This is a genomic window from Marinobacter sp. DUT-1 (assembly GCF_050379415.1).
GTDB lineage: Bacteria > Pseudomonadota > Gammaproteobacteria > Pseudomonadales > Oleiphilaceae > Marinobacter.
Map to the genome: position 1 here is coordinate 1 of NZ_JBNRLS010000002.1, position 22,627 is coordinate 22,627.

Sequence of the window (22,627 nt, forward strand, 5' to 3'; positions counted from 1 at the left end):
CTGTAGTTGCCCCCGCTAAACCGGACACCACCTCATCAATTTGATGCCAGTTCTGCCCGGTACTCCCAGGGCGATTTCATTTTCAGCCCCTTGTGCGGGTGGCTGCGGTTATAGTCCTCGATCCATTCCGGCAACCTGGCCATCACCGTGGCGGCATCAGGAAGATCGTTCAGGTACACATAGTCCCGCTTGAACGTCTTCACGAAGGCCTCAGCCATGCCATTACTCTGAGGGCTTCTGACTGGTGTGGTACACACCACAAAGCCCAGAGAGGACGCGAAGGCCCGCGTTTCTTTGGCAATGTAGCAGCTGCCATTATCCGTCAGCCATTCGAGTGGGTGCGGAACACGTTCTGACTGGCCGAAGCGGTATTCCAGGCTTTCCAGCAGTAAATCCTGGACCATCTCAGCGGTGATGCCGCCGGTGGTCGCCACGTAGCGCATCAGTTCGCGGTCACAGCAGTCCAGGCTGAACGCAACACGCACAACTTCCTTGTTCCAGCAACGGATCTCGAAGCCGTCTGAGCACCAGCGAAGGTCTGGCTTCAAGGTGATGACCTGGCCGTTATGGCAGCGCTCCTGGGGCCGTCCCGTATAACGGGGTAACAACAGTCCATCCTGCTTCATCAGTCGATACACGCGCTTGTGGTTCACTCGCTCGTCGTTTGCTGCCAGCAACCGATTCAGCCGAGCAGTGATCCTTCGATAGCCATTGGCAGCACGGGCATCGCACAGCTCTCGGATAAACGGCAAATGCCGCTCATCGTCCTGCTTGTTATATCTTGGGCTTCTGCCTTTCTGGCGACCATGAAGGCGATCCAGAAGGTTGGAGCGCGATACCTTCATTACCTCCGCAACCCGTTTCAGAGGGTATCGTCCGGTGGCAGCAACGGCATGCGCGAGATCAACTTTTTTGACTGAGCCACCTCCAGGGCTTCCCGGAGTATTTCAGCTTCCATCGTCTTGCGGCCCAACATCCGCTCCAGCTCCCGGACCTTCTTGTTCAGGGCTTTCATCTCGGATGCACTGACAACCTCATCACCAGATTCAATCGCGGACATGCCACCGTCTTTCATCAGCTTCTTCCAACGGAACAACAGACTTGCTGATATACCATGACGTCGTGCGACAAGCGATACCGACATGCCAGGCCGCTCACACTCCGCGACCATGAATGCCTTCTCCTGCGCGGAATACCGGCGACGACGCTGCACTCCAGTTATGACTTCGATTCTCTCCACCTTGGACACTCCTTTGCACTAGGTCTATGCCTAGGCCTTTGCTTCTACCAAGGTGTCCGGTTTAAATGGGGGCTACTACAAGGACGAGGAATACCGTGGGCTTCAAAGCTACCTTTTGCAGAAGCCGGATGCCGGGGATCTAATCAAAGGCTCGGGTGGCGTTCGTAAAGTTCGATGGGCACCAGCGGGTTCGGGAAAGAGCGGTGGTATCAGAGCCATTTACTACTGGAAGAAGTCTGACCACGAGATATGGATGCTCACGCTGTACAGTAAATCAGAGCGCGCCAGCATTCCTGGCCATACGCTCAAGCAGATAGCGGAGGCAATCAAAAATGGGTGACAGGAATCTTGGGGCAGAAATTCTTGATGGCATCAATGAAATCAAGCAGTTCAAGAAGGGCAAATTGGCTCTACGAACCCACGAGCTATCAGAGCCCTCACCGCCTAAAGTGATCAGGCTGAAGTTGAACATGTCGCAGTCAGCATTTGCCGGTCTTATGGGCGTGAGTGTGCGAACCCTTCAGGATTGGGAACAGGGTCGGCGAGAGCCGCAGGGGCCTGCGGTTGCGCTTCTGCGCATTGCTGAGCAACACCCGGAAGTTTTCAATCAGCTTCACTGACCAGAGTGAGGTGTAACCAGGCCATGCACTGGATGCCACAACCTCCGCTTCGCTGCGGTTTTGCCACCGGTGATGGCGGGCGTTGATATGACTCCCCACGTCCAGAGGCATGCACCAGTCCAGCCCCGTTTTTTCAGAGCTACTTTCCCGCTGTGTAAGGGCGGGTCAGGACAGACGCTGAGGCCAGTAATCGTCGACGGTTATCATGCTGATATCCGTGGGTTCTCACCACCTTACTCTTCCGTCGTGAAGAGGGGAGTCATAATGTCTAGGCCATCTGTAAACCTTTGCAAATATCTTTCAAACGGGATGTCGATTAACCGTCGCCATGATCGACTATATGCACACGACATCGAAGCGTGAAATTCTTTGTGGAAGATAATCATGGCAAAGTATCTAATTTCATTCCCCAGTGCCGCAATGAATGTACCTGACAGTGAGTTGGAGGCGGTGGATCGAGACGCTCACGATGTGATACGCAAGGCGAAGGAAGCGGGCGTCTACGTTTTCGGCGGTGGTATTGATGAAACAGTACCTCCCGTCCTAGTTTCGGAGAATGGCTCAGTTGCTGAAGGGGGCTACCCGTGGGCTCCTCCGCTCAATGGTGGATTCACTGTACTTGAGCTACCTTCAAGTAAGGAGGCCATCGCATGGGCGGCACGTTTCGCGAAAGCGTGTCGTTGTGATCAGGAGCTTCGGGTATTCGGATTTGATCCGGAATCGTGAGGTCGGAGTGTTGCTGTACACATCCTGCCAGCTAACATCCAAAAAGCCTAACAATGCCAGCGAGAGAGAAAGGGACTTAACCCGCAATTTCCCTCTGGGTTTGCCTCCCTGCTGGCGGCGTTGGGAGTCAGGAGCCGATCAAACCAAGCAGGTGAACTATGACTGAAGGCATCGCCATTACGAGGCTGCTTCCAAACATCTGCACTGACAAGATGGAAGAGACCCGCGACTTCTATAAGGAGTTGCTGGGTCTGGTCGTTGGATTCGAGCACGAGGGCTGGTATATCCAGATGGCATCGCCTGAAAAGCCGGAACTGCAAATCGGTATCATGCGCCTCGACCATGAGTTCACACCCCGGCCTTTCCAGCACCCTGCGCAGGGCGTCATCATATCGGTACAGGTCGAAGATATTGAGGCGACATACGCTGCAGTGAAGGCCCGCGGTTTCGAGTTGGCACAAGACATATGCGATGAGGAGTTCGGGATGAGGCGATTTATGGTAGCGGACCCGAACAGGTTACTTGTCAATATGTTTTCGTTTCCATGAGCGCGCCCAACAAGGCGCTGCACCCGAGCACTAATCCGCTCGCGCTCCATAGCGGCAGGTGAGCTTCGGCGTTAAATGCCGGTGACGGCCATGTCCAGGGCTCCAACAATCCGGTCTCTGAAATGGGATAGAGAGCCAACCGGGTTTTTGAGATGCTTTTCAGAAACAGAGGAAATTTGCGGGGTTAACAGTAGAAGTTCTTGGTCCGCAAAGCTGATTTCAGGCGTGACTCCCTGCAAGGCTTCGCCACCAAATGCGGAGCGTTTCCCCAAAGGGATGACGATGCGAGTTGCCAATTCGCTCAGCAGGCTGCTCTGAATATCGACAAGGTAAGGGTAGTGCGCTTTGCTGGTCTTGCTTGGGTTGGGGTAAACATCGAACTGTGCCATCAAAATTCCCTGAATTCGTCGCCAAAGCATCCATGTTGTTCGACAAAATCGTTGTAACTTTTTATCGCAGCACGGTTTTCTTCAACCCATTTTTCTGCTTCGCGTTTGGAGAGCTCTTCTCTCAGCGCTCGCTCCAGGGTAGCAGACAGGTTAATGTTCAGTTCACGGGTCTTACGCAGAAGATCGCTATTGATTGAGAGGTTCGCGGCTTTTTTCGGTGCGGCTGCGTTGTAGAGTTCGGCCATCGGAGCCTCCAAGTGGCTGTTCAATGCATCACCTTAGTTTATGCGCACGGACATGCGCATTCAAGCATTTAACCAATGGCTGTTGTCGGACGCACCTACGCTGGCACTCCGGTGCACCGCAACGCCAAAGCTACATGGACTCTGTGAGGGTTTGCGCTGGCTTATCTGTTTGTTTCAGACCGGAGAACACCATGTCTTTTCCTCTCGTGACTACCGACTGGCTTCAGGACAACCTGGATAACGAACATCTGGTACTGATCGACTCGAGTATGGCCACTGTCGTTGGCAAGGAGCCGATCGTTTATGACCGCCCGGTGTTTATCCCGGGTAGCTATAAGATCGACCTGGAAGGAACGCTCTGCGATACCGGATCTTCCCAAATCCACGCCTTCCCGACGGAAGAGCAGTTCACAGAGGAAGCGCGCCGGCTGGGCATTACGCCCGAAAGCCTGGTGGTGCTGTACGACAACCAGGGCATCTACTCGGCACCCCGGGCCTGGTGGATTTTTCGGGCTATGGGTCTCAAAAATGTGTTTGTTCTGGATGGTGGACTGCCGCAGTGGTTGGCCGAAGGGCGGGACATCGTATCTGCGCCGGTCGCAGAGGCGGCCATGCCTGGCAGCGTGGTGGGCAAGCTTGACCAGAGCCTGGTTCGGGATTCCGCCTACGTTTTCCAGCATCTGGACGACGAGCGCGTAACGGTCATCGATGCGCGATCACAGGCGCGTTTTCTGGCACAGGCGCCGGAACCCCGGCCTGGTGTGCGTGGTGGTCACATCCCCAATTCTTTTAACCTGCCGTTTACGGAGGTGCTGGAGGGTTATCGGTTCAAGCCTGCCAATCAGCTGGCGGCAATGTATGCCCGCCTCGCTCCCTCGCTTCAGGGCGGCAACGGGCACCAATTGGTGTTTTCCTGTGGTTCCGGTATCACCGCCTGCATCATCTTGCTGGCGGCCGAGCTGGCAGGGTATGGCCAGCTGTCGCTGTACGACGGTTCCTGGGCCGACTGGGGCAGCAATGAGTCACTGCCGGTGGCGTAGAGCACCCTCGGCCTCGCTGATTTCAGCCGCTGTCTGTACGAAACTGCCAGTCAAAATTGCTCCGCTTCCACATCAACGCGGTTAAACCGAAGTAAAGGGACATGTATAACGCAAAGTGCCATTCGATAACGTTTTCGGCTTGATCGGCCCAGCTAACGCCCGAGGCTTTGATAACAACGTTGGCGATGCCCAGGCACCAATAGAGCACCATTAAGATGAACTGCAGGTTCAGGTATCGCCGGATCTGTGTATCCAATTCACCGGCTTTTTGTTGAAGGCTTCGAATGCTGATCATTTGAGCCAGAACGGTGAGGGCAAAATAGAGTGTCGTACCGTAGCGGCGAAGGAATCGGTAGAAGTCGCCTTCGGTGCCGAGAAAGTCCACATAGAGGATCAGGAAGACAGCGCCGATAGCCCCGAGGATAAAGGTCGCAGGATGCGGCTTCTGCGTGATTTCTTTTAACCAGACGCTTTGTAAGTACCAGAATAAAAACAACAAAGCCGCCACAGGCATCATCAAGCCGCGAAACAGAAAGATTGCATTCCCCTCACGAGCCGCACGGCTGATTGACGTACACCCCTCAAAATAAGGCATGCATTCGTTTGCCACACCTTCCCACAACCCGAATAAGAACGACCCGTGAGCTGCAATGACAGGTATTAAGCAAACACTCCAGGCAATGTGGCGGGGGTGCATCGGAGGCTCCTGAACCTATCCGTTTTCAGTTATCCGAAATTTTATAATAAACACGAGGTGACAACGCCAGTCACAGGGATAGCGGCGTCACCCGAACCTCTCCACGCAGCCGATCGACCGTTTTCTTGTCGAACAACTCGGTCCCGGGCTGCATCACCGTCGCCGCACTGCAGGCAATTCCTTCGCGTAACGCATCCTGGTCCGACGCGCCCTGTGCCAATACTCCTGTCATACCGGCCACCATTGAATCACCCGCTCCGACCGTGGAGATCACAGGAACCTGAGGCGCTTCGCCTTTCAGGACCTTTGACGGCGTCACTAACAACGCACCCTCCGCACCCAGGGAGACACAGACCCAGCTAACGCCCAGCGTCTGCAATTGGCGGGCTTCCCGAACAATTTCCTGCTGATTTTCCAGGCGCCGTCCGACCAGGGTTTCCAGTTCGAAACGGTTAGGTTTGATCAGGAAAGGTCTGGCTCCGATCGCGTGTCGCAGCAGGTTGTCATGGGAATCGACGACGGCACGCCCCCCGGCCGCCTGGACCCGGCGCACCGCTTCAGCGTAGAGATCCTGCGGCAGGCTCCGTTGTAGCGAGCCGGTGATTACGCCCAGTCCCTTCCCCCCATGGGTCACGAACCGGTCCAGCAAATGTTGCCATTGTGCGGTGGACACTGCGGGGCCGACACCGCTGACCTCAAACTGGGCTCCGGTGACACTCTCGAGAATAGTGCCATTGACCCGGGTTTCGCCTTCCACTTCCAGATAACTGGCCTGGTCCAGCTGCGCATCGAGCTGATGGCGCAGGAAGCGACCGATTTCGCCGGCGACGACACAGAAAGTACAGGCTTGCACCCCAAGGCGTTTGAGACCGCGGCCAACATTGATGCCGTTACCACCGGGGTCGTACCGGGAATCCGAGGCATGAACCTTCTGGTCAGCAATCAGCTGAGGGATTTGATAGGTGATATCAACGGCCGGATTCAGGCTTAAAACGGACACTGGCAGTTGTCTGGATGTATCGGTCATCAAGTGCTCCCGTTTGGCGCCCTCGATCCTCCCCTGCGAGGAACTATCCTGTTATGGATATTGGTGCATGCCGGTCTAAACATCCAATTCATTATTAAATTGAGAGAATCCGAATGAGCAGGAACGCTCGGGCGCGACCTCCGCCCGCACTCTATACTGAACTACAGTTCAGAAATGTGAAGCTGTGATAAGGGCCGGGCTCCGGGGGCGTTTCCCGGGCCGGGTGAACAGGCAAAGGAGGTTGCATGACGACTGTTTTCGATCTCGCCGATGATCTGGGGCCGGCGAAAGTCCTTCATGTCCATGTCCCGAAAGTGGGGCTGAAGGGCATCCTTGTCGTGGATAATGTGGCGGCGGGGCCAGCCATCGGCGGGGTACGCATGGCACCGGATGTGTCTCTTTTCGAGTGCGCCCGCCTGGCACGCGCCATGACTCTTAAGAATGCCATGGCCGGTTTGGCCCATGGGGGCGGCAAATCCGTGATCTTTGCCGATCCGAAAATGCCGGCATCCGGGAAGGAGGAGCTGATTCGGGCTTTTGCCACGGCCATTGGGTTGGAGACCCAGTACATTGCGGGGCCGGATATGGGCACGAACGAACAATGCATGGCCTGGGTTCACGATGAGATTGGCCGATCCGTGGGCCTTCCGAGAGAGCTGGGTGGCATTCCGCTGGACCAGTTGGGGGCCACCGGCTGGGGCCTGGCTCACGCGGTCAAGGCGGCACTGCCGTTCTGTGACCTGGACCTTAAGGGCGCACGGGTTGCCGTCCAGGGGTTCGGTTCGGTGGGCTATCATGCCGCCCGGTTCCTGGCCGCTGACGGTGCGGTGATTGTTGCTGCGTCGGATTCAAGGGGAACCATTTACCGGCCCGAGGGCCTGGATCTGGAAACGCTCTCCCGGCTGAAAACCGAGGGCAAATCCGTGAGGGAATACCTCGATGGCGAGGCTGGCGGTCCGGACGAAATCGTTGATGTCGAGTGTGATATCTGGATTCCCGCTGCACGGCCGGATGTGGTGACCGAACAGAATGTGGACCGCCTGCGAACCCGCCTGGTTGCCGAGGGTGCGAATATTCCGCTGACAAGCGGAGCCGAGGAGCGCCTGCATCAACGTGGCATACTCGTGCTGCCCGATTTTGTCGCCAATGCGGGCGGGGTGATCTGTGCCGCCATGGAGTACCACGGTGCCACCCAGACAGCCGCCTTCGACGCCATTGCCGAAAAACTGACCCATAACACCACCCAGGTGTTGCAGGCTGCCACGGAGGAACGGTCACTGCCGCGCACCGCTGCGATGAAAATCGCAAAAGAGCGGGTTCGCAAGGCAATGGCTACACGCCGCTGGGGCGGTATGGTCTAGACAAAGTTTCTGTCGTAAACCTTCACCGGCAAAGTGATTTTCCGGTAAAGTCGGGAAACTCTACTCACGCATCAAACGGAGATGTCCCCAGATGAGCGATCCAACGTACACGCCTCCCAAGGTCTGGAAATGGGATCCCGGTAACGGTGGCCGGTTTGCCAATATCAACCGCCCGATTGCCGGCCCGACCCATGACAAGGAGTTGCCGGTCGGCGAGCATCCGATCCAGCTGTATTCCCTGGCCACGCCCAACGGTGTGAAAGCCACGGTGATGCTCGAGGAGTTGCTGGAGAAGGGGCACAAGGGAGCCGAGTATGATGCCTGGCTGGTGCGTATTACCGAAGGCGACCAGTTCGGCAGCGGATTTGTGGAGGTGAACCCGAATTCCAAGATCCCGGCGATGAGGGACCACAGCGTGGATCCGGCGGTCCGGGTGTTCGAGTCCGGTTCCATCCTGCTATACCTGGCGGAGAAGTTCGGTGAATTCCTGCCGCAGGACCTCACCAAGCGGACGGAGACCCTGAACTGGCTGTTCTGGCAGATGGGCAGCGCTCCATTCCTCGGTGGGGGCTTTGGTCACTTCTATGCCTACGCTCCGGAGAAGTATGAATATCCGATCAACCGCTACACCATGGAGGTGAAGCGGCAGCTGGATGTTCTGGATCGCCAGCTGGCGGACAACCAGTTCATCGCCGGTGATGAATACACCATTGCCGACATGGCTATCTGGCCCTGGTACGGCGCACTGGTGAAAAACATGGTGTACGAGGCGGCAGAGTTTCTGGAGGCCCACACCTACAAGAACGTGGTGCGCTGGACCGATGAGGTGGCGCAGCGCCCGGCGGTGAAACGTGGCCGGATGGTCAACAAGACCTGGGGGGATCTGTCATCCCAGTTGCATGAGCGCCATGATGCCAGTGATTTTGACTTGAAGACGCAGGACAAGCTGGAAGGCAAGGAAGGGTAAAAGTTCCTGCTTCGACCAAGGCCCGAACGAACAAGGGCAGCCATTTGGCTGCCCTTGTTCGTTCTGCGGCGATGTCAGTCCTCGTCGACGGAACTTTCGTCCTCAAGGATCAGCTCCACTTCCTCGGGATCGAGAACCTGTGCCTCATAGGTCAGGCCCTGGTCTTCGATTACGCTCACGAAGGCCTGCAGGTGGCTCTTGGAACCGTCGAGCAGATTGGAGTAGGCAAGGATAATCGGGCGCTCATCGGTCTGGTTGATGGCCGCCAGAATGTCCCGCATGTCCTTCTCTTCGATCAGGGCGCCGACATAGAGGGCGTTGATAAAGGAGGTCTTGCCCTTGGCAACGAGCTCGTTATAAAGCGCCTGAAGCTCCTCATTGGTGAATACACCAATGGTGTCGTTTACCACCGGGTCTTCCACGTCGAATTTGTCCAGCAGGTAGTCAACGGTGGTCGTATGGTCTTCTTCTGACAGTGCGATCTTGGCAAAGACCTGGGTTTGCTGCCCCCAGTACTGGTCCATGGTCAGATACACATCCCGGGCCAGTTTCTCTTCTTCACGCATGTATTTGAGATCATCGGTCTCAAGAGTGGTCAGATCGTTTTCGTCCACCGCAACGGTGTCGGTCGAAGAGGCTTCTGTCTCCTCGACAAAGGTCATGTCTTGCTTGCCGTAACCAGGTCCTCCGGCAGCCAGCGCAACACTGCTCGCAAACATGGAACCGATAAAGGTGGCGGTCATAAAGGGTTTCGTGTTCATAGTTAACCTCTCTTGAACAGGTAATAGGAAAACCCGAATTCACTACTTAAGACGCTGCCTTTCTGGAAAAGTTCGCTCAATGTTCTTAATTTGTTGCAATAATATGTAGGTAAAAGTATCTATCGTCGACGAAAAGTGCGTCAAATTGTCGCACCTTGATATTTTTGACCTTTATCAGTCCCTTTCTTTTTTCATTCCGATTCTGATTTCCACTCCCTGACCATCCTTTGGTCGTGGTCTATCCTTTCAGTCACCGATGATTCCTCATTTGAAAGTGCGACTTGCCTGAAGGAGTAGTTGATGACAGTACCCGCACCGCTGAACATTGATCAGGTTTATCACCGTTGCCCGCCGGAAAAACTGGATTTCGAGACCACGGAAACCCTCGAGGACCTGGAGCTGCCCTGTGGCCAGGAGCGGGTACTGCGGGCACTGGAGTTTGGTGCCAGCATGGAAGGCCGGGGGTTCAACCTCTTTGTGCTTGGGCCCTCGGGCGCCGGCAAGCACGAGTTGGTGGAGCGCTTTCTGGGCAAGCACGCCAGCGAGAAGGAGGTGCCACCGGACTGGTGCCATGTCTACAACTTCAAGAATGCCGACCGCCCGAAGGCTTTGCGCTTCCCCGCCGCTCAGGGACGGGAATTCCGCAAGGACATGAACGATTTTACGGATGAATTACGTACGGCCATCCCGGCCACGTTCGAGAGCGAGGAGTACCAGTCCCGGATCCAGGAGCTTCAGGAAGAAATGGCCAGGCGCCAGCACCAGGGGCTGTTCGATATCCAGGAAGAGGCCAACCGTAACAACATTGCCATGATCACCACACCGGCGGGCTTTACCTTTGCCCCCATGCGGGATGGTGAGGTGATCGATCCCGAGGAGTACAAGAAATTTTCCGATGAGGAAAAGGAGCTTGTCGAATCCAAGGTGGAGGAACTGCAGAAAAAACTCCAGCAGACCATCCAGCAGATCCCCAGGCTGCGCAAGGAAGTTCGCGAACGTGTCCATGCCCTCAATGAGGAAATGGTGCAGATTACCCTGGGTGGCCCTATAGGCGAACTGCGCGAGAAGTGGTCCCACTTGCCCGAAGTGGTTGCACATCTGGATGCGGTCCGGGAGGATGTGGTCGAGCATGCCGAAGCGTTCCAGGACGGCGAAAACGGCCCTCCCGCTGGCCTGCTGGTGCGCTACAAGGTCAATCTGCTGGTGGACAACGCTGAGACGCAGGGCGCTCCGGTGATCTATGAAGACCTGCCCAATCACCAGCACCTGACTGGCCAGATCGAACATCGGGCGCGCCAGGGCACACTGTATACCGATTTCACCCTGATCAAGGGTGGTGCCATGCACCGCGCCAGCGGGGGTTACCTGATTCTCGACGCCCGCCGTATCCTGACCCAGCCCATGGCCTGGGAAAGCCTCAAACGCACTCTGTTCTCCGGTGAAATCCGCATCGAATCCCTGGAGCGGCTATACGGTCTGGTGAGCACCACCAGCCTCCAGCCCGAGCCGATTCCGGTGTCGGTCAAGGTGGTGATTCTTGGTGACCGGATGCTGTATTACCTCCTGTCCCACTATGATCCGGACTTCCTTGACCTGTTCAAGGTGGAAGCGGATTTTGAAGATGACCTTGATCGGGACGACGGCTGCTACGTGCTCTATGCCAGGATGATCGCCTCCATGGCGAGAGGGGTCAAAGCGCGACCTTTGACCCGGGATGGCGTGGCCCGTCTGATCGAACACGCCAGCCGTCTGGCCAGTGACCAGCGCAAGCTCACCGCCCATGACCGGGTGTTGAGGGATCTGATGAGCGAGGCGGACCACTGGGCCAGACAGGCCGGGGCCGAGCTCATCACCGCTGACCATATCCAGCAGGCGATTGATGAGCGTGAATACCGTGCCAGCCGGGTTCGGGAACGTAGCATGGAGCAGATTATCCGTGGTGTTGTGAAGATTGCTACCGCCGGCGAGGAAGTGGGGCAGGTGAATGGCCTGTCCGTACTGCGGCTGGGGGCCTCCATGTTTGGCCAGCCCACCCGTATTACTGCCACCGCCCGCCCGGGCAAGGGCCAGGTAGTGGATATCGAACGGGAGGCCAAACTGGGTGGCCCGATCCACAGCAAGGCAGTGATGATCCTGTCCAGGTTCCTGGCCAGCCGCTATGCCGGAGAGGGAGAGTTGTCGCTTTCGGCCAGCCTGGCCTTTGAGCAATCCTATGGTGGTGTGGAAGGGGATTCCGCTTCGGTGGCCGAAACCTGTGTCCTGCTTTCCGCCATTGCCGGGGTGCCGCTGAAGCAGAGCTTTGCGGTCACCGGTTCCATGAATCAGCACGGTGAGGTCCAGGCTGTAGGCGGGGTCAACGAGAAGATCGAAGGGTTTTTCAGCGTCTGCCGGTCTGCTGGTGACCTGGGTAACCAGGGCGTCCTGTTGCCCGAGAGCAACGTAGAGCACCTGATGCTCAGGAAGGATGTCAGGGACGCCATGGGTGAGGGCCGTTTTACCATCTATCCGATATCGGACATCAACGAAGCGATCGAGTTGCTGACCGGTATGGAGCCGGGCGTTGCCGACGAAAACGGTGACTACCCGGAGGGCAGCTTCAATCGGAAGGTACAGGACCGCCTCTCGGCCTTCGCTGAAGTGGGCAAGAAGCGGGACGACGACAAGGACAACGGCAATGGCAACGGAGGCAAGGAAGACGATGACTGAGCAGCCAGAATCCGTTCCTGTCGAATCCGGTTCCGGCCGTGTGCTTGTGCTTCTGGATGGCTCCCGGCTCAGTCTGGCGGCGTTGGAAGCTGCTGCCGACATAGCTGCGCTGCGGGGGCACGACATTCTCGGCGTGTTTGTCGAGGAAGTGAACCTGCTGCGCAGTTCGGGCTTTGACTTTGCCCGGGAGATTGGCGCAAGCTCGGGCGCCACGCGCCCGTTGGACTCGGCCATGCTCGAGATGCGCATGCGCTCGCTTGCGGAACAGGCACGCCGTTCCCTGCAGCGGGCTGTGGCCAGCCGGGGGCTGCGCCAGGCACTGAAGTTATGCCGGGGCAGTGTTATTGAGGAGGTTCTCGGTCTGGCAGGCCCGGATGATCTGGTGGTGATGGGGCGTGTAGGCTGGTCAGCGGCACCCGGATCCAGGCTGGGCTCCACTGCCCGGGGGCTGATTCGCCAGGCCCCGGGGGATGTGCTGCTCTGGGCAGAGCTCCAGCGCCGTCCCGGCTACGGTGTGGTTGTCCTCCTCAATGACGACCAGGGTGCCAACCATCGGGCGCTGGTGGTGGGTATCGAGCAGGCAAGACGCCATCACCAGCCGCTGACAGTGCTGGTTCGTAGCCACGGAGAGGATGGACAGGAGGTGGTCAGGGCGATCGAGGAGCAGCTGATTGCCCGGGGTGCCGGCGCACGTGTCAGGCTTATTCCCCGCGCCAGTGCCGCCGAAGTGGCCCGGTTACTCCGCCGGGAACGCCCGGCCGAACTGGTTGTCAGCCGGCAGTGCAGTGTTTTCGATGAACAGGGTGCCGATCAGCTACTGGTTGAACTGAATCTTCCGGTGACTGTAACACCCTGATTCAAACATTCCTTTCAGACTGTTGGTTCCGGATGTTTCTGGATGTTGTCTATATCGTTGTCCTGACCGCGGTGGCGGGTGCCTGTATCCCCGCCGGTGGTCTGCTGGCGAGCTTTGAACGGATCAGGCCGAACTGGCTTGAGCAGGAGTTTCGCCACTTTTTGATCGCCTTTGGCGGCGGGATCCTGCTTGGGGCGGTTGCGGTAGTGTTGGTGCCGGAGGGGCGTGCCAGCATGCAGGGTTCTTTGTGGAGTATCCCTCTCATTCTGCTGGGAGGTTTGCTGTTTTTCGGGGTTGAGCGGGGGCTGGGTCTGAGGCGCCGGGAAGCACCACAGTTGACCGGTTTGATGCTCGATTACATTCCGGAAGCAACGGCTCTTGGCGGCCTGATCGTGGTCAACCCCGGGATGGCGGCACTGCTGGCGGCATTGATTGCTCTGCAGAACCTGCCGGAGGGTTTCAATGCTTACCGCGAGCTCTGTGATCAGCCGGACTACACCTCAAGGAAGACGCTTGGATTCATGAGTTCCCTGGTCCTGACGGGGCCCATAGCCGGCCTGCTTGGTTACTTTGTGCTGTCAGACCATCAGGCCATACTGGGCGGCATCATGCTCTTTGCGTCCGGCGGAATCCTGTATCTGATCTTTCAGGACATTGCGCCCCAGGCCCGGCTGGACCGGCATTGGGGGCCGCCCCTTGGTGCCGTGCTCGGATTCTGTCTGGCCCTGTTCAGTGAGATGCTGGTGGCACACGCCTGAGGGCCCAGCCTCAGGCGATTTTGCGAGCGTCTTCCTTGCGCAGGATTTCGTCGATTTCCTCCGCTGACAGCGTCTCTTTTTTCAGTAGTACCTTGGCCAGCGCGTCGAGGTGATTACGGTGTTCGTTCAGGAAGTCGACGGTGGATTTCTCCATCTCAAGCAGTTTGGATTGGATTTCACCGTCGATCATTTCCGCCATCTTTTCACTGAATTCCCGGGGAGCGCCCATTTCGCGACCCAGGAAAACGTGTTCCTCACCTATGCTCAGCCCCATGGGGCCGAGCTTCTCGCTCATGCCCCATTGACCAATCATCTTGCGCAATAGCTTGGTGGCTTCCTTGAGGTCGTTCTGTGCGCCGGTGCTGACTTCGCCATAGACGATCTTTTCCGCCGAGCGGCCGCCGAGCATGACCTTGATGCGGTCTTTCAGGTAGCTCTCGGTGTAGGTGTACCGGTCTTCCCTGGGGGTCTGCTCGGTCACGCCCATGGCCATGCCGTGGGGGATGATGGTGATCTTGGTGAGCGGGTCTGCCTTGGGCATGAAGTAGGCCATGATTGCGTGGCCACTTTCGTGGTAGGCCACGGCCTGTTTTTCGTCCGGAGTCAGCCGGGCATCCCGTTCTTCGCCCAGAATCAGGCGGTCCCGTGCCTCGTCGAAGCATTGGGCGTCCACCTTGTCCTTGTTCTCGCGGACCGCGGTCAGGGCAGCCTCGTTCACCAGATTCTTGAGGTCGGCACCGGAGAAACCGATAGTGCGGGCGGCGACCTCGGTCAGGTTCACGTCATCGGCCAGTGGAACCTTGCGGACATGGACGCTCAGAATGGCTTCCCGGGCATCCTTGTGGGGGCGGTCGAGGGTAATGGTGCGGTCGAACCGGCCGGGGCGGAGCAGGGCGCTGTCGAGCACGTCCGGCCGGTTGGTGGCCGCAAGCACCAGGACATTCTCGTGCTCCTCGAAGCCGTCCATTTCGGTCAGGATCTGGTTCAGGGTCTGTTCCCGCTCGTCGTGGCCACCACCCAGGCCGGTACCCCGGGAGCGGCCGACTGCGTCCAGCTCGTCGATGAAAATTAGCGCCGGCGCTTCTTTCCGGGCGGTCTGGAACATGTCACGGACCCTGGCTGCGCCCACACCGACAAACATTTCGATGAACTCGGAGGCGCTGATGCTGAAGAAAGGCACATCCGCTTCTCCTGCAATGGCCCGTGCCAGCAGGGTTTTGCCGGTACCCGGCGGGCCAACCAGCAGCACGCCCTTGGGCATCACTGCGCCCAGCCTGCGGAACCGTTCCGGGGCTTTCAGGAAGTCGATGATCTCGGTGATTTCACGCTTGGCGGACTCGATGCCGGCGACATCGTTCAGGCTGGTGTGGGAGGTTTCCGGACGCGCCCTTCGGGCTTTGGATTTGGCGTAGTCGAACAAGCCACCGCCCTGGGTCATCCGCCGCTGGGCAGCGCCCCAGAACCAGAACATCAGTGCCAGCAGCAAAATCCACGGCAGGAACGCCTGGATCAGCTGTTGCCACCAGGGCAGCTCGGAGCTGGTCGCCCGGATCGTGACGTCGTTCTGCTCAAGCAGGGGCAAAAGTTCCGGGTCCTCCATGGGCGGCCGCACCGTGTGGAAGCCTGTCGTCGGTTGCCGGGCCTGGCTTTCGGCGCTGAAGTCGGTCATGCCCTGATCGTTGAACGTGCCGACGATTGCCTCGGACTTCAGGGTGACTTCTGCGACCTGGCGTTCAGCCACGGCAGTCTTGAACTCGGAATAGGCGAGCTCCTGCTGGCGCGGCTGGTCTCCATCCTGCAACCAAAGCACCATCAGGAAGATGGCGGCGCTCAACCAGAGAAAGGCAAACTGGTTGGGGATCGCGGGTTGCTGGTTGTTGTCGCCCGGTTTCTGCTGGTCCGGTCCTTGCGGTGCTGTCATCTGGGCCTCCGATCGCCCTCCATGATTTTTGCGACGAATACGGATTTGCCATAGGTCTCGAACGACCACTTCATGGTATCCGAGAGTACCTTCATGACTTCATCGTACTCGCCAAAGATTTCTGTACTCATACGTCCGGAATACACCTCCAGCCCGGATTGTTCAAGTCGGGCAATGAGATCCCAGATCGGCTGTTTGTAGTCATCCTTGAGCGGATAGCAGCTGAGTTGTACTGAAAGATACATGGTACCTCCTCTCGGGTCAGTGACCCGGGTCAATCGGTTTCGTTCAATACCCCATGGCCGATGAGGTGCTCCGGCGCGGATCGGCACCTCCATACAGCGTACCATCCGGCGCGATCAGGATGCTCTGGATGGCACCCATGGCGGATTTGGTTACCACCGTGTGACCCATGGCCCGCAGCCGTTGAACGGTATCGGGGCTGACGCCCTGTTCAATGCGGATTTCGTCCGGCAGCCACTGATGGTGTATCCGGGGCACGCTCACCGCGGTCTGTATATTCATATTATGGTCGATCACGTTCATTACCACCTGCAAAGTGGTGGTAATGATCCTCGAGCCTCCAGGGCTGCCGGTGACCAGGAAGTTCTTGCCGTCCTTGCGAACAATGGTGGGAGACATGGAGCTGAGCATGCGCTTGCCGGGTTCCACCTTGTTGGCTTCTCCGCCAATCAGACCGTAGGCATTGGGCACGCCGGGCTTGGCGCTGAAGTCGTCCATTTCGTTGTTGAGCAGGAAACCGGCGCGGGCCACGGTGATGCCCGAGCCGTAGCTGAAGTTGATGGTGTAGGTGTTGGAGACCGCATTACCCCAGCGATCCACCACGGAAAAATGGGTGGTCTCGGGGCTTTCATAGGCGGCGGGCTCGCCGGGTCCTATCTCGCTGGCGGGGCGGGCCTGGTCCGGTTTGATGGTCTCACGCAGACCCTCCGCGTAGGCCTTGCTGGTGAGGCCGGCGAGCGGTACGTCCACGTAGTCGGTATCACCCAGGTATTGCGAGCGGTCGGCGTAGGCCAGTTTCATGGCTTCGGCCATGTGATGGATGGTGCTGGCGGAGTTGTGGCCCCATTCTGAAATGGGATAGCCCTCCAGGATATTCAGGATCTGGACGATGTGAGTACCGCCGGAGGAGGGTGGTGACATGGAAAAGATGTCGTGGCCGCGATAGGTACCATGGACCGGCTCGCGGATAGCCGGTTCATATTTCCGCAGGTCCTGTTCGGTGATCAGGCCACCGTTGCGCTTCATTTCCTCGGCGATGAGACGGGCGGTTTCACCCTCGTAGAAACCCTTGACGCCGTTATCGGCAATCCGCTGGAGCGTGGCGGCCAGTTCCGGCTGCCGGAAACGCTCACCCGGTTGCCAGGTCGAGCCGTCTTCCTTGTAGAAGGTTTCCAGGGTCGCGGGCCAGCGCTGCAGTCGTTCCTTTGCCTGCTCCAGTCCCTCGGTGAACCGGTGCGGGACGGTAAAACCGTCCCGGGCGAGCTTGATGGCTGGTGCCAGGGCATCCTTCAGACTGATGGTGCCATGGCGCTTCAGGGCCAGCGCCAGGCCGGCAACCGTTCCTGGAACGCCGGCGGCGAGGTGGGTAAACCGGCTACGGTTGGTGACTACATTACCGTTTTCGTCCTGGAACATGGTTTCGCTGGCGGCCGCAGGCGCTTTTTCCCGGTAATCGATGGCTTCGGGAGCGCTGCCGTCACCCGGTGAAAACAGCATGAAACCGCCGCCGCCAATATTGCCGGAACGGGGTTGGGTCACGGCCAGCGCAAAGCCCGCCGTAACGGCAGCATCAACAGCATTACCGCCCTCTTTGAGCACCTCCAGTGCCACCTCCGTAGCGAGAGTATGACTGGTGGCTACCATGCCATATTCGCTCTGGACCGGGTGGAAGCGCTCACCCTCGAGAATGGCCTGGGCCCAGACAGTGGGCAGGCAAGCCATCAGCACTGAAAACACAATTATCCGCATGCGTCCATTCCTCGTTTTAGGCGTTCAGATAGGCTATGATAGCCGGTCATTTTTGATGGTGCGTACCGATTGCCCGCCTTGTGTTTTTCCACCGGGGTCCCCGTCGCACCTGCTTTCCCGGATTCAAGTTAAGGAAAGGCTTTCATGGAGCATACCTATCGTCTTGTGATTTCCTGCCCGGATCGGGTCGGAATCGTTGCCAAGGTGAGTAACTTCCTGTCCACCTACAATGGCTGGATTACCGAGGCGAGCCACCATTCGGACACCCAGACCGGCTGGTTCTTCATGCGTCACGAGATCAAGGCCGAGTCTATTCCATTCGGGCTGGATCAATTCCGTGCCGCATTTGAGCCCATTGCCCGCGAGTTCAACATGAACTGGCACATCGCCGATTCCGCACGGCCAAAGCGGGTCATCCTGATGTGCAGCAAGGAATCCCACTGTCTGGCAGATCTTCTGCATCGTTGGCACAGTAAGGAACTGAATGCCGAGATCGTTGCGGTGATTTCCAACCATGACGATCTGCGCCGCATGGTGGAATGGCATGAAATCCCGTATCACCACGTACCGGTGAGCAAGGAGAACAAGGCCGAGGCCTTCGCCCACATCGAGGAACTGTTCGGGCAGTACGAGACCGATGTGGTGGTCCTGGCCCGCTACATGCAGATCCTCCCGGCCGAGCTGTGCGAGAAGTACGCGGGCAAGGTGATCAATATCCATCACAGCTTCCTGCCGTCCTTCGCCGGTGCGCGCCCCTACCATCAGGCGTACAGTCGCGGTGTGAAGCTCATCGGGGCCACCTGCCACTACGTGACCCAGGACCTCGATGAGGGCCCGATCATCGAACAGGATGTCATCCGCATCAACCACAGCGATTCCATAGAAGACATGGTCCGCCTGGGCAAGGATGTGGAGAAAAACGTGCTGGCGCGCGGCCTGCGGGCGCATGTTGAAGACCGGGTGATTACCTACGAAAACAAGACCGTGGTGTTTGGTTAAGGCTTGGCCACAAGTGCCCCGGCAAAGGGCGGACTGTGGTATGCTTGGCGGCTTGTTGAAGAATAAATACGGGGCCCGGAAACGGCTCCCGCACGACTTCCAGATAACGCAAAGGAACCTTTCTCGATGGGTGAGTTAGCCAAAGAGATCCTGCCGGTAAACATTGAAGACGAGTTGAAGCAGTCCTACCTCGATTACGCCATGAGCGTCATCGTCGGCCGGGCACTGCCGGATGTGCGTGACGGCCTCAAGCCGGTGCACCGTCGGGTGCTGTTCGCCATGTCCGAGCTGGGCAATGACTGGAACAAGGCCTATAAGAAATCTGCCCGTGTGGTGGGTGATGTTATCGGTAAATACCACCCCCACGGTGACTCTGCGGTATACGACACCATCGTTCGTATGGCCCAGCCGTTCTCCCTGCGCTACCCGCTGGTGGATGGTCAGGGTAACTTCGGTTCCATCGACGGCGATAACGCAGCCGCTATGCGTTATACCGAGATCCGCATGGAGAAGATTGCCCACTCCCTGCTGGCGGATCTGGACAAGGAAACGGTTGATTACGTCGACAACTACGACGGCACCGAGCGGATTCCCGATGTTCTGCCGACCCGGGTTCCGAACCTGCTGGTGAACGGCTCCTCCGGTATCGCCGTGGGGATGGCCACCAATATCCCGCCCCACAACCTGACCGAAGTGGTCAACGGTTGTCTGGCGCTGATTGATAACGGTGACCTGACCGTGGATGAGCTCATGGAGTTCATCCCCGGCCCGGATTTCCCGACCCAGGGCATCATCAACGGCCGTGCCGGCATCGTCGAGGCCTACCGCACCGGTCGTGGCCGCATCTATATCCGCGCCCGCCACGAGATCGAGCAGGACAAGAAAACCGGTCGCGAATCCATCATCATCACCGAGCTTCCCTACCAGCTCAACAAGGCCCGCCTGATCGAGAAGATCGCCGAGCTGGTAAAGGAAAAGCGTGTTGAGGGTATTTCCGAACTGCGGGACGAATCCAACAAGGAGGGTATCCGCGTTGTGATCGAGCTGCGCCGTGGCGAGAACGCGGACGTGGTGATCAACAACCTGTTCGCCCACACCCAGCTGGAAACCGTGTTCGGTATCAACATGGTTGCCCTGATCAACGGCGAACCCAAGACCCTGAACCTGAAGGAAATGCTGGATGCGTTCCTGCGCCACCGCCGCGAGGTGGTGACCCGCCGGACCATCTACGAACTGCGCAAGGCCCGTGAGCGCGGCCATATTCTCGAAGGCCTTACCGTTGCACTGGCCAACATCGACGAGATCATCGAGCTGATCAAGCAGTCCCCGACTGCGGCCGAGGCCAAAGAAAAGCTGATGGACAAGGGCTGGGCCCCGGGTGATGTGCTGGCCATGCTCGAGCGTGCTGGCGAAGATGCCTGCCGCCCGGACGACTTGCCGGAGATCTACGGTCTGCGCGAAGGCTTGTATCATCTCTCGCCGGAACAGGCCCAGGCCATCCTGGATCTGCGTCTGCATCGCCTGACCGGCCTGGAAACCGAGAAGCTGCAGAACGAGTACAAGGAAATCCTCGAGAAGATCGCCGATCTGCTCGACATCCTGGGCGATCCGGAGCGCCTGTTGCAGGTTATCCGTGAAGAACTGGAAGCGATCGTGAACGACTACGGTGACGAGCGTCGTACCGAGATCACCAGTTCCCGCCGTGACCTGACCATTGCGGACCTGATCGACGAAGAGGACCTGGTGGTCACCATCTCCCACGGTGGTTATGCCAAGACCCAGGCGGTAGAGGATTACCAGGCCCAGCGCCGGGGTGGCCGTGGCAAGGCAGCCACCTCCATGAAGGACGAAGACTTCATCGAGAAACTGCTGGTTGCTAACTCCCACGACACCATTCTGTGTTTCTCCAACCGTGGCAAGGTGTACTGGCTACGGGTGTTCGAGATTCCGCGTGGAAGTCGTGGCTCCCGGGGGCGGCCGATGGTCAACATCCTGCCGCTGGATGAGGGGGAGCGTATCACCACCTTCCTGCCGGTGAAGGATTATCCGGAAGACCAGTTTGTGCTGATGGCCACCTCAAACGGTGTGGTCAAGAAGACGCCGCTGCCAAACTTCTCCCGTCCGCGCAGCAACGGGCTGATCGCCCTGAACCTGGACGAGGGCGATACCCTGGTTGGCGCTGCCATCACCAAGGGTGATGCAGAAGTCATGCTGTTCTCCAGCGCCGGCAAGGCAGTGCGGTTCACCGAGGACCAGGTGCGGCCCATGAGCCGGACCGCCCGTGGTGTGCGTGGCATCCGGATGCCTGAAGGCCAGCATGTGGTGTCACTGATCATTCCGGAAGAGGGTGGTGTGATCCTGACTGCCAGCGAGCATGGCTATGGCAAGCGCACGGCGATCGACGAGTTCCCCACCTACAGCCGTGGCAGCCAGGGCGTTATCGCCATGCAGTGCTCCGAGCGTAATGGCGACCTGGTCACCGCGCTCCAGCTGTTTGATGGCGATGAAATGATGCTGATTTCGGACAAGGGTACCCTTGTCCGGACTCGCACCGATGAAGTGTCTGTCCTGAGCCGGAATACGCAGGGGGTACGCCTGATTCGCCTGTCACAGGAAGACGAGCGTCTGGTCGGTGTTGAACGGATTGCAGAATCCGATGATGAAGAGATAGAAGGCGAGGAAAGCGAAGAATGAGCAGGGCGTTCAACTTTTGCGCGGGGCCGGCTACCTTACCGGAGCCCGTGCTGAAACAGGCCCGGGACGAAATGCTGGACTGGCGTGGTACCGGCATGTCGGTGATGGAGATGAGCCACCGCAGTGACGAGTTCGTGGCCATTGCCGAAACCGCCGAAAAAGATCTGCGTGAATTGGCCGGAATTTCAGATGATTACGCCGTTCTCTTCATGCAGGGTGGAGCTTCCAGCCAGTTCTCCACCATCCCGCTAAACCTGCTCGGCGACAAGACTTCGGCGGATTACGTCAATACCGGCATCTGGTCCAAGAAGGCGATTGCCGAAGCCAGGCGATACGGTGACGTGAACGTGGTTGCCAGTTCCGAGGACAGCGGTTTTAGCACCGTACCGGAGCAGTCCGCCTGGAACACCAATGCCGATGCCGCCTACCTGCATTACACCCCGAACGAAACGATTGGCGGCCTGGAATTCGATTTCACACCGGACAGCGGTGACGTGCCCCTGGTGGCGGACATGTCCTCCACCATGCTGTCCCGGCCGGTGGATGTCTCCCGTTACGGACTGATCTACGCCGGTGCCCAGAAAAACATCGGTCCCTCCGGCCTGGTGGTCGTGATCATCCGCAAGGATCTGCTCGGCAAGGCCCGTAAGGAAACGCCGACAATGATGAACTACCAGGTCATCGCCGATAACGGTTCTATGTACAACACGCCGGCAACCTATTCCTGGTACCTGGCCGGGCTTGTATTCAAATGGCTGAAAGAGCAGGGCGGCGTGAAGGCCATGGGTGAGATCAACTATCGCAAGGCCAGGAAGTTGTATGACTTCATCGACACCAACGACTTTTACGCCAATCCGATTGATCCGCGTTTCCGTTCCTGGATGAACGTACCGTTCACGCTCGCCGATGATGCGCTGAACGCCGAGTTCCTCAAGGGTGCCGATGCTCGCGGCCTGCTGAACCTCAAGGGCCACCGTTCCGTAGGCGGCATGCGCGCCAGCATCTACAATGCCATGCCGGAGGCGGGTGTCGACGCGCTGATCCAGTACATGGCGGAATTTGCGAAGGAGCGTGGCTGAT

At 58.2% G+C, this 22,627-nt stretch carries 22 protein-coding genes; 13 read left to right on the plus strand and 9 right to left on the minus strand.

All coding sequences use genetic code 11. The features are described 5' to 3' along the window. Positions 1-35 precede the first annotated feature (35 nt). Positions 36-1,240 (minus strand): IS3 family transposase gene (locus tag ACQUTG_RS05605; RefSeq protein ID WP_428918472.1). Its coding sequence is split into 2 segments (ribosomal slippage): positions 36-913 and positions 913-1,240, totalling 1,206 coding nucleotides; the frame shifts between segments, so codons are not numbered across the junction. A 52-nt stretch (positions 1,241-1,292) separates the two neighbouring features. On the opposite strand from ACQUTG_RS05605, the gene ACQUTG_RS05610 reads away from it, so the two are divergent. From ACQUTG_RS05610 to ACQUTG_RS05625, 4 genes are all read left to right on the plus strand, one after another. Continuing rightward, positions 1,293-1,580 carry a type II toxin-antitoxin system RelE/ParE family toxin gene (locus ACQUTG_RS05610; RefSeq protein ID WP_428918473.1) on the plus strand — a complete coding sequence of 96 codons (288 nt, stop codon included), beginning with the start codon at positions 1,293-1,295 and terminating at the stop codon, positions 1,578-1,580. Next, positions 1,573-1,860, plus strand: a complete 288-nt coding sequence (locus tag ACQUTG_RS05615; RefSeq protein WP_012137897.1) for a helix-turn-helix domain-containing protein — start codon at positions 1,573-1,575, stop codon at positions 1,858-1,860. Before ACQUTG_RS05610 ends, ACQUTG_RS05615 begins: the two co-directional genes overlap by 8 nt. 384 nt (positions 1,861-2,244) lie before the next feature. Then, positions 2,245-2,586, plus strand: a complete 342-nt coding sequence (locus tag ACQUTG_RS05620; protein WP_428918474.1) for a YciI family protein — start codon at positions 2,245-2,247, stop codon at positions 2,584-2,586. A gap of 158 nt (positions 2,587-2,744) precedes the next feature. Next, a complete protein-coding gene (locus tag ACQUTG_RS05625; RefSeq protein ID WP_428918475.1) occupies positions 2,745-3,134 on the plus strand; it encodes a VOC family protein in 390 nt (129 codons plus the stop codon). Between the two features lie 71 nt (positions 3,135-3,205). Here ACQUTG_RS05625 and ACQUTG_RS05630 read toward each other — a convergent pair whose 3' ends face one another. Both ACQUTG_RS05630 and ACQUTG_RS05635 read right to left on the minus strand, forming a co-directional pair. Then, on the minus strand, positions 3,206-3,523 hold the full coding sequence (locus ACQUTG_RS05630; protein WP_428918476.1) for a CcdB family protein: 318 nt from the start codon (positions 3,521-3,523) through the stop codon (positions 3,206-3,208). Continuing rightward, positions 3,523-3,768, minus strand: a complete 246-nt coding sequence (locus tag ACQUTG_RS05635) for a type II toxin-antitoxin system CcdA family antitoxin (RefSeq protein WP_428918477.1) — start codon at positions 3,766-3,768, stop codon at positions 3,523-3,525. Before ACQUTG_RS05635 ends, ACQUTG_RS05630 begins: the two co-directional genes overlap by 1 nt. A 191-nt stretch (positions 3,769-3,959) precedes the next feature. Between ACQUTG_RS05635 and ACQUTG_RS05640 the strand changes: the two genes are divergently transcribed. Beyond that, the gene (locus ACQUTG_RS05640; protein WP_428918478.1) at positions 3,960-4,808 is read left to right on the plus strand and encodes a sulfurtransferase; all 849 of its coding nucleotides are present in this window, start codon (positions 3,960-3,962) and stop codon (positions 4,806-4,808) included. A gap of 22 nt (positions 4,809-4,830) precedes the next feature. Here the strand turns inward: ACQUTG_RS05640 and ACQUTG_RS05645 are convergent, their stop codons facing one another. Further along, on the minus strand, positions 4,831-5,505 hold the full coding sequence (locus ACQUTG_RS05645) for a hypothetical protein (RefSeq protein WP_428918479.1): 675 nt from the start codon (positions 5,503-5,505) through the stop codon (positions 4,831-4,833). A 70-nt stretch (positions 5,506-5,575) separates the two neighbouring features. Next, complete coding sequence (locus tag ACQUTG_RS05650; protein WP_428918480.1) at positions 5,576-6,532, minus strand: 1-phosphofructokinase family hexose kinase; 957 nt, start codon at positions 6,530-6,532, stop codon at positions 5,576-5,578. Between the two features lie 245 nt (positions 6,533-6,777). Between ACQUTG_RS05650 and ACQUTG_RS05655 the strand changes: the two genes are divergently transcribed. Both ACQUTG_RS05655 and yghU read left to right on the plus strand, forming a co-directional pair. Further along, positions 6,778-7,893 carry a Glu/Leu/Phe/Val family dehydrogenase gene (locus ACQUTG_RS05655; protein WP_428918481.1) on the plus strand — a complete coding sequence of 372 codons (1,116 nt, stop codon included), beginning with the start codon at positions 6,778-6,780 and terminating at the stop codon, positions 7,891-7,893. A gap of 91 nt (positions 7,894-7,984) precedes the next feature. Continuing rightward, positions 7,985-8,860: a glutathione-dependent disulfide-bond oxidoreductase gene (gene yghU / locus ACQUTG_RS05660; protein ID WP_428918482.1), complete on the plus strand. Its 876-nt coding sequence runs from the start codon at positions 7,985-7,987 to the stop codon at positions 8,858-8,860. 74 nt (positions 8,861-8,934) lie between these two features. On the opposite strand, the gene ACQUTG_RS05665 is transcribed toward yghU, so the two are convergent. Beyond that, on the minus strand, positions 8,935-9,621 hold the full coding sequence (locus tag ACQUTG_RS05665) for a DUF2202 domain-containing protein (protein ID WP_428918483.1): 687 nt from the start codon (positions 9,619-9,621) through the stop codon (positions 8,935-8,937). Positions 9,622-9,921: 300 nt separating this feature from the next. Between ACQUTG_RS05665 and ACQUTG_RS05670 the strand changes: the two genes are divergently transcribed. Genes ACQUTG_RS05670 through ACQUTG_RS05680 form a run of 3 tightly spaced genes read left to right on the plus strand, consistent with a single transcriptional unit; the run spans position 9,922 to position 13,941 of the window. Continuing rightward, positions 9,922-12,327, plus strand: coding sequence for an AAA family ATPase (locus tag ACQUTG_RS05670; RefSeq protein ID WP_428918484.1), 2,406 nt, complete (start codon positions 9,922-9,924; stop codon positions 12,325-12,327). Next, a complete protein-coding gene (locus ACQUTG_RS05675; RefSeq protein WP_428918485.1) occupies positions 12,320-13,183 on the plus strand; it encodes a universal stress protein in 864 nt (287 codons plus the stop codon). The genes ACQUTG_RS05670 and ACQUTG_RS05675 overlap by 8 nt, the downstream gene beginning before the upstream one ends. A gap of 32 nt (positions 13,184-13,215) precedes the next feature. After that, positions 13,216-13,941, plus strand: a complete 726-nt coding sequence (locus ACQUTG_RS05680; protein WP_428918486.1) for a ZIP family metal transporter — start codon at positions 13,216-13,218, stop codon at positions 13,939-13,941. A gap of 10 nt (positions 13,942-13,951) precedes the next feature. Here the strand turns inward: ACQUTG_RS05680 and ftsH are convergent, their stop codons facing one another. The 3 genes from ftsH to ggt are packed head-to-tail and all read right to left on the minus strand — an operon-like array spanning position 13,952 to position 17,854. Next, positions 13,952-15,862, minus strand: coding sequence for an ATP-dependent zinc metalloprotease FtsH (ftsH, locus tag ACQUTG_RS05685; protein ID WP_428918487.1), 1,911 nt, complete (start codon positions 15,860-15,862; stop codon positions 13,952-13,954). Then, the gene (locus tag ACQUTG_RS05690) at positions 15,859-16,107 is read right to left on the minus strand and encodes a YkoF family thiamine/hydroxymethylpyrimidine-binding protein (RefSeq protein WP_092002801.1); all 249 of its coding nucleotides are present in this window, start codon (positions 16,105-16,107) and stop codon (positions 15,859-15,861) included. Before ACQUTG_RS05690 ends, ftsH begins: the two co-directional genes overlap by 4 nt. 43 nt (positions 16,108-16,150) lie before the next feature. After that, complete coding sequence (gene ggt / locus ACQUTG_RS05695) at positions 16,151-17,854, minus strand: gamma-glutamyltransferase (protein ID WP_428918488.1); 1,704 nt, start codon at positions 17,852-17,854, stop codon at positions 16,151-16,153. Positions 17,855-17,998: 144 nt separating this feature from the next. Here ggt and purU point away from each other — a divergent pair, with 144 nt between their 5' ends. The 3 genes from purU (at position 17,999) to serC (ending at position 22,626) form a co-directional block, all read left to right on the plus strand. After that, on the plus strand, positions 17,999-18,853 hold the full coding sequence (gene purU, locus ACQUTG_RS05700) for a formyltetrahydrofolate deformylase (protein WP_092002795.1): 855 nt from the start codon (positions 17,999-18,001) through the stop codon (positions 18,851-18,853). Between the two features lie 126 nt (positions 18,854-18,979). Beyond that, a complete protein-coding gene (gene gyrA, locus ACQUTG_RS05705) occupies positions 18,980-21,547 on the plus strand; it encodes a DNA gyrase subunit A (RefSeq protein WP_428918489.1) in 2,568 nt (855 codons plus the stop codon). Next, the gene (gene serC / locus ACQUTG_RS05710; RefSeq protein ID WP_428918490.1) at positions 21,544-22,626 is read left to right on the plus strand and encodes a 3-phosphoserine/phosphohydroxythreonine transaminase; all 1,083 of its coding nucleotides are present in this window, start codon (positions 21,544-21,546) and stop codon (positions 22,624-22,626) included. The genes gyrA and serC overlap by 4 nt, the downstream gene beginning before the upstream one ends. Position 22,627 lies beyond the last annotated feature (1 nt).

What these genes read in the sequence shown, in the direction of transcription:
- ggt (WP_428918488.1), bottom strand. Translation starts at nt 17,854, where the DNA reads ATGCGGATAATTGTGTTTTCAGTGCTGATGGCTTGCCTGCCCACTGTC.
- gyrA (WP_428918489.1), top strand. Translation starts at nt 18,980, where the DNA reads ATGGGTGAGTTAGCCAAAGAGATCCTGCCGGTAAACATTGAAGACGAG.
- ACQUTG_RS05640 (WP_428918478.1), top strand. Translation starts at nt 3,960, where the DNA reads ATGTCTTTTCCTCTCGTGACTACCGACTGGCTTCAGGACAACCTGGAT.
- ACQUTG_RS05655 (WP_428918481.1), top strand. Translation starts at nt 6,778, where the DNA reads ATGACGACTGTTTTCGATCTCGCCGATGATCTGGGGCCGGCGAAAGTC.
- ACQUTG_RS05670 (WP_428918484.1), top strand. Translation starts at nt 9,922, where the DNA reads ATGACAGTACCCGCACCGCTGAACATTGATCAGGTTTATCACCGTTGC.
- ACQUTG_RS05680 (WP_428918486.1), top strand. Translation starts at nt 13,216, where the DNA reads ATGTTTCTGGATGTTGTCTATATCGTTGTCCTGACCGCGGTGGCGGGT.
- yghU (WP_428918482.1), top strand. Translation starts at nt 7,985, where the DNA reads ATGAGCGATCCAACGTACACGCCTCCCAAGGTCTGGAAATGGGATCCC.
- ACQUTG_RS05615 (WP_012137897.1), top strand. Translation starts at nt 1,573, where the DNA reads ATGGGTGACAGGAATCTTGGGGCAGAAATTCTTGATGGCATCAATGAA.
- ACQUTG_RS05675 (WP_428918485.1), top strand. Translation starts at nt 12,320, where the DNA reads ATGACTGAGCAGCCAGAATCCGTTCCTGTCGAATCCGGTTCCGGCCGT.
- ACQUTG_RS05630 (WP_428918476.1), bottom strand. Translation starts at nt 3,523, where the DNA reads ATGGCACAGTTCGATGTTTACCCCAACCCAAGCAAGACCAGCAAAGCG.
- ACQUTG_RS05645 (WP_428918479.1), bottom strand. Translation starts at nt 5,505, where the DNA reads ATGCACCCCCGCCACATTGCCTGGAGTGTTTGCTTAATACCTGTCATT.
- ACQUTG_RS05690 (WP_092002801.1), bottom strand. Translation starts at nt 16,107, where the DNA reads ATGTATCTTTCAGTACAACTCAGCTGCTATCCGCTCAAGGATGACTAC.
- purU (WP_092002795.1), top strand. Translation starts at nt 17,999, where the DNA reads ATGGAGCATACCTATCGTCTTGTGATTTCCTGCCCGGATCGGGTCGGA.
- ACQUTG_RS05625 (WP_428918475.1), top strand. Translation starts at nt 2,745, where the DNA reads ATGACTGAAGGCATCGCCATTACGAGGCTGCTTCCAAACATCTGCACT.
- ACQUTG_RS05620 (WP_428918474.1), top strand. Translation starts at nt 2,245, where the DNA reads ATGGCAAAGTATCTAATTTCATTCCCCAGTGCCGCAATGAATGTACCT.
- ftsH (WP_428918487.1), bottom strand. Translation starts at nt 15,862, where the DNA reads ATGACAGCACCGCAAGGACCGGACCAGCAGAAACCGGGCGACAACAAC.
- serC (WP_428918490.1), top strand. Translation starts at nt 21,544, where the DNA reads ATGAGCAGGGCGTTCAACTTTTGCGCGGGGCCGGCTACCTTACCGGAG.
- ACQUTG_RS05635 (WP_428918477.1), bottom strand. Translation starts at nt 3,768, where the DNA reads ATGGCCGAACTCTACAACGCAGCCGCACCGAAAAAAGCCGCGAACCTC.
- ACQUTG_RS05665 (WP_428918483.1), bottom strand. Translation starts at nt 9,621, where the DNA reads ATGAACACGAAACCCTTTATGACCGCCACCTTTATCGGTTCCATGTTT.
- ACQUTG_RS05650 (WP_428918480.1), bottom strand. Translation starts at nt 6,532, where the DNA reads ATGACCGATACATCCAGACAACTGCCAGTGTCCGTTTTAAGCCTGAAT.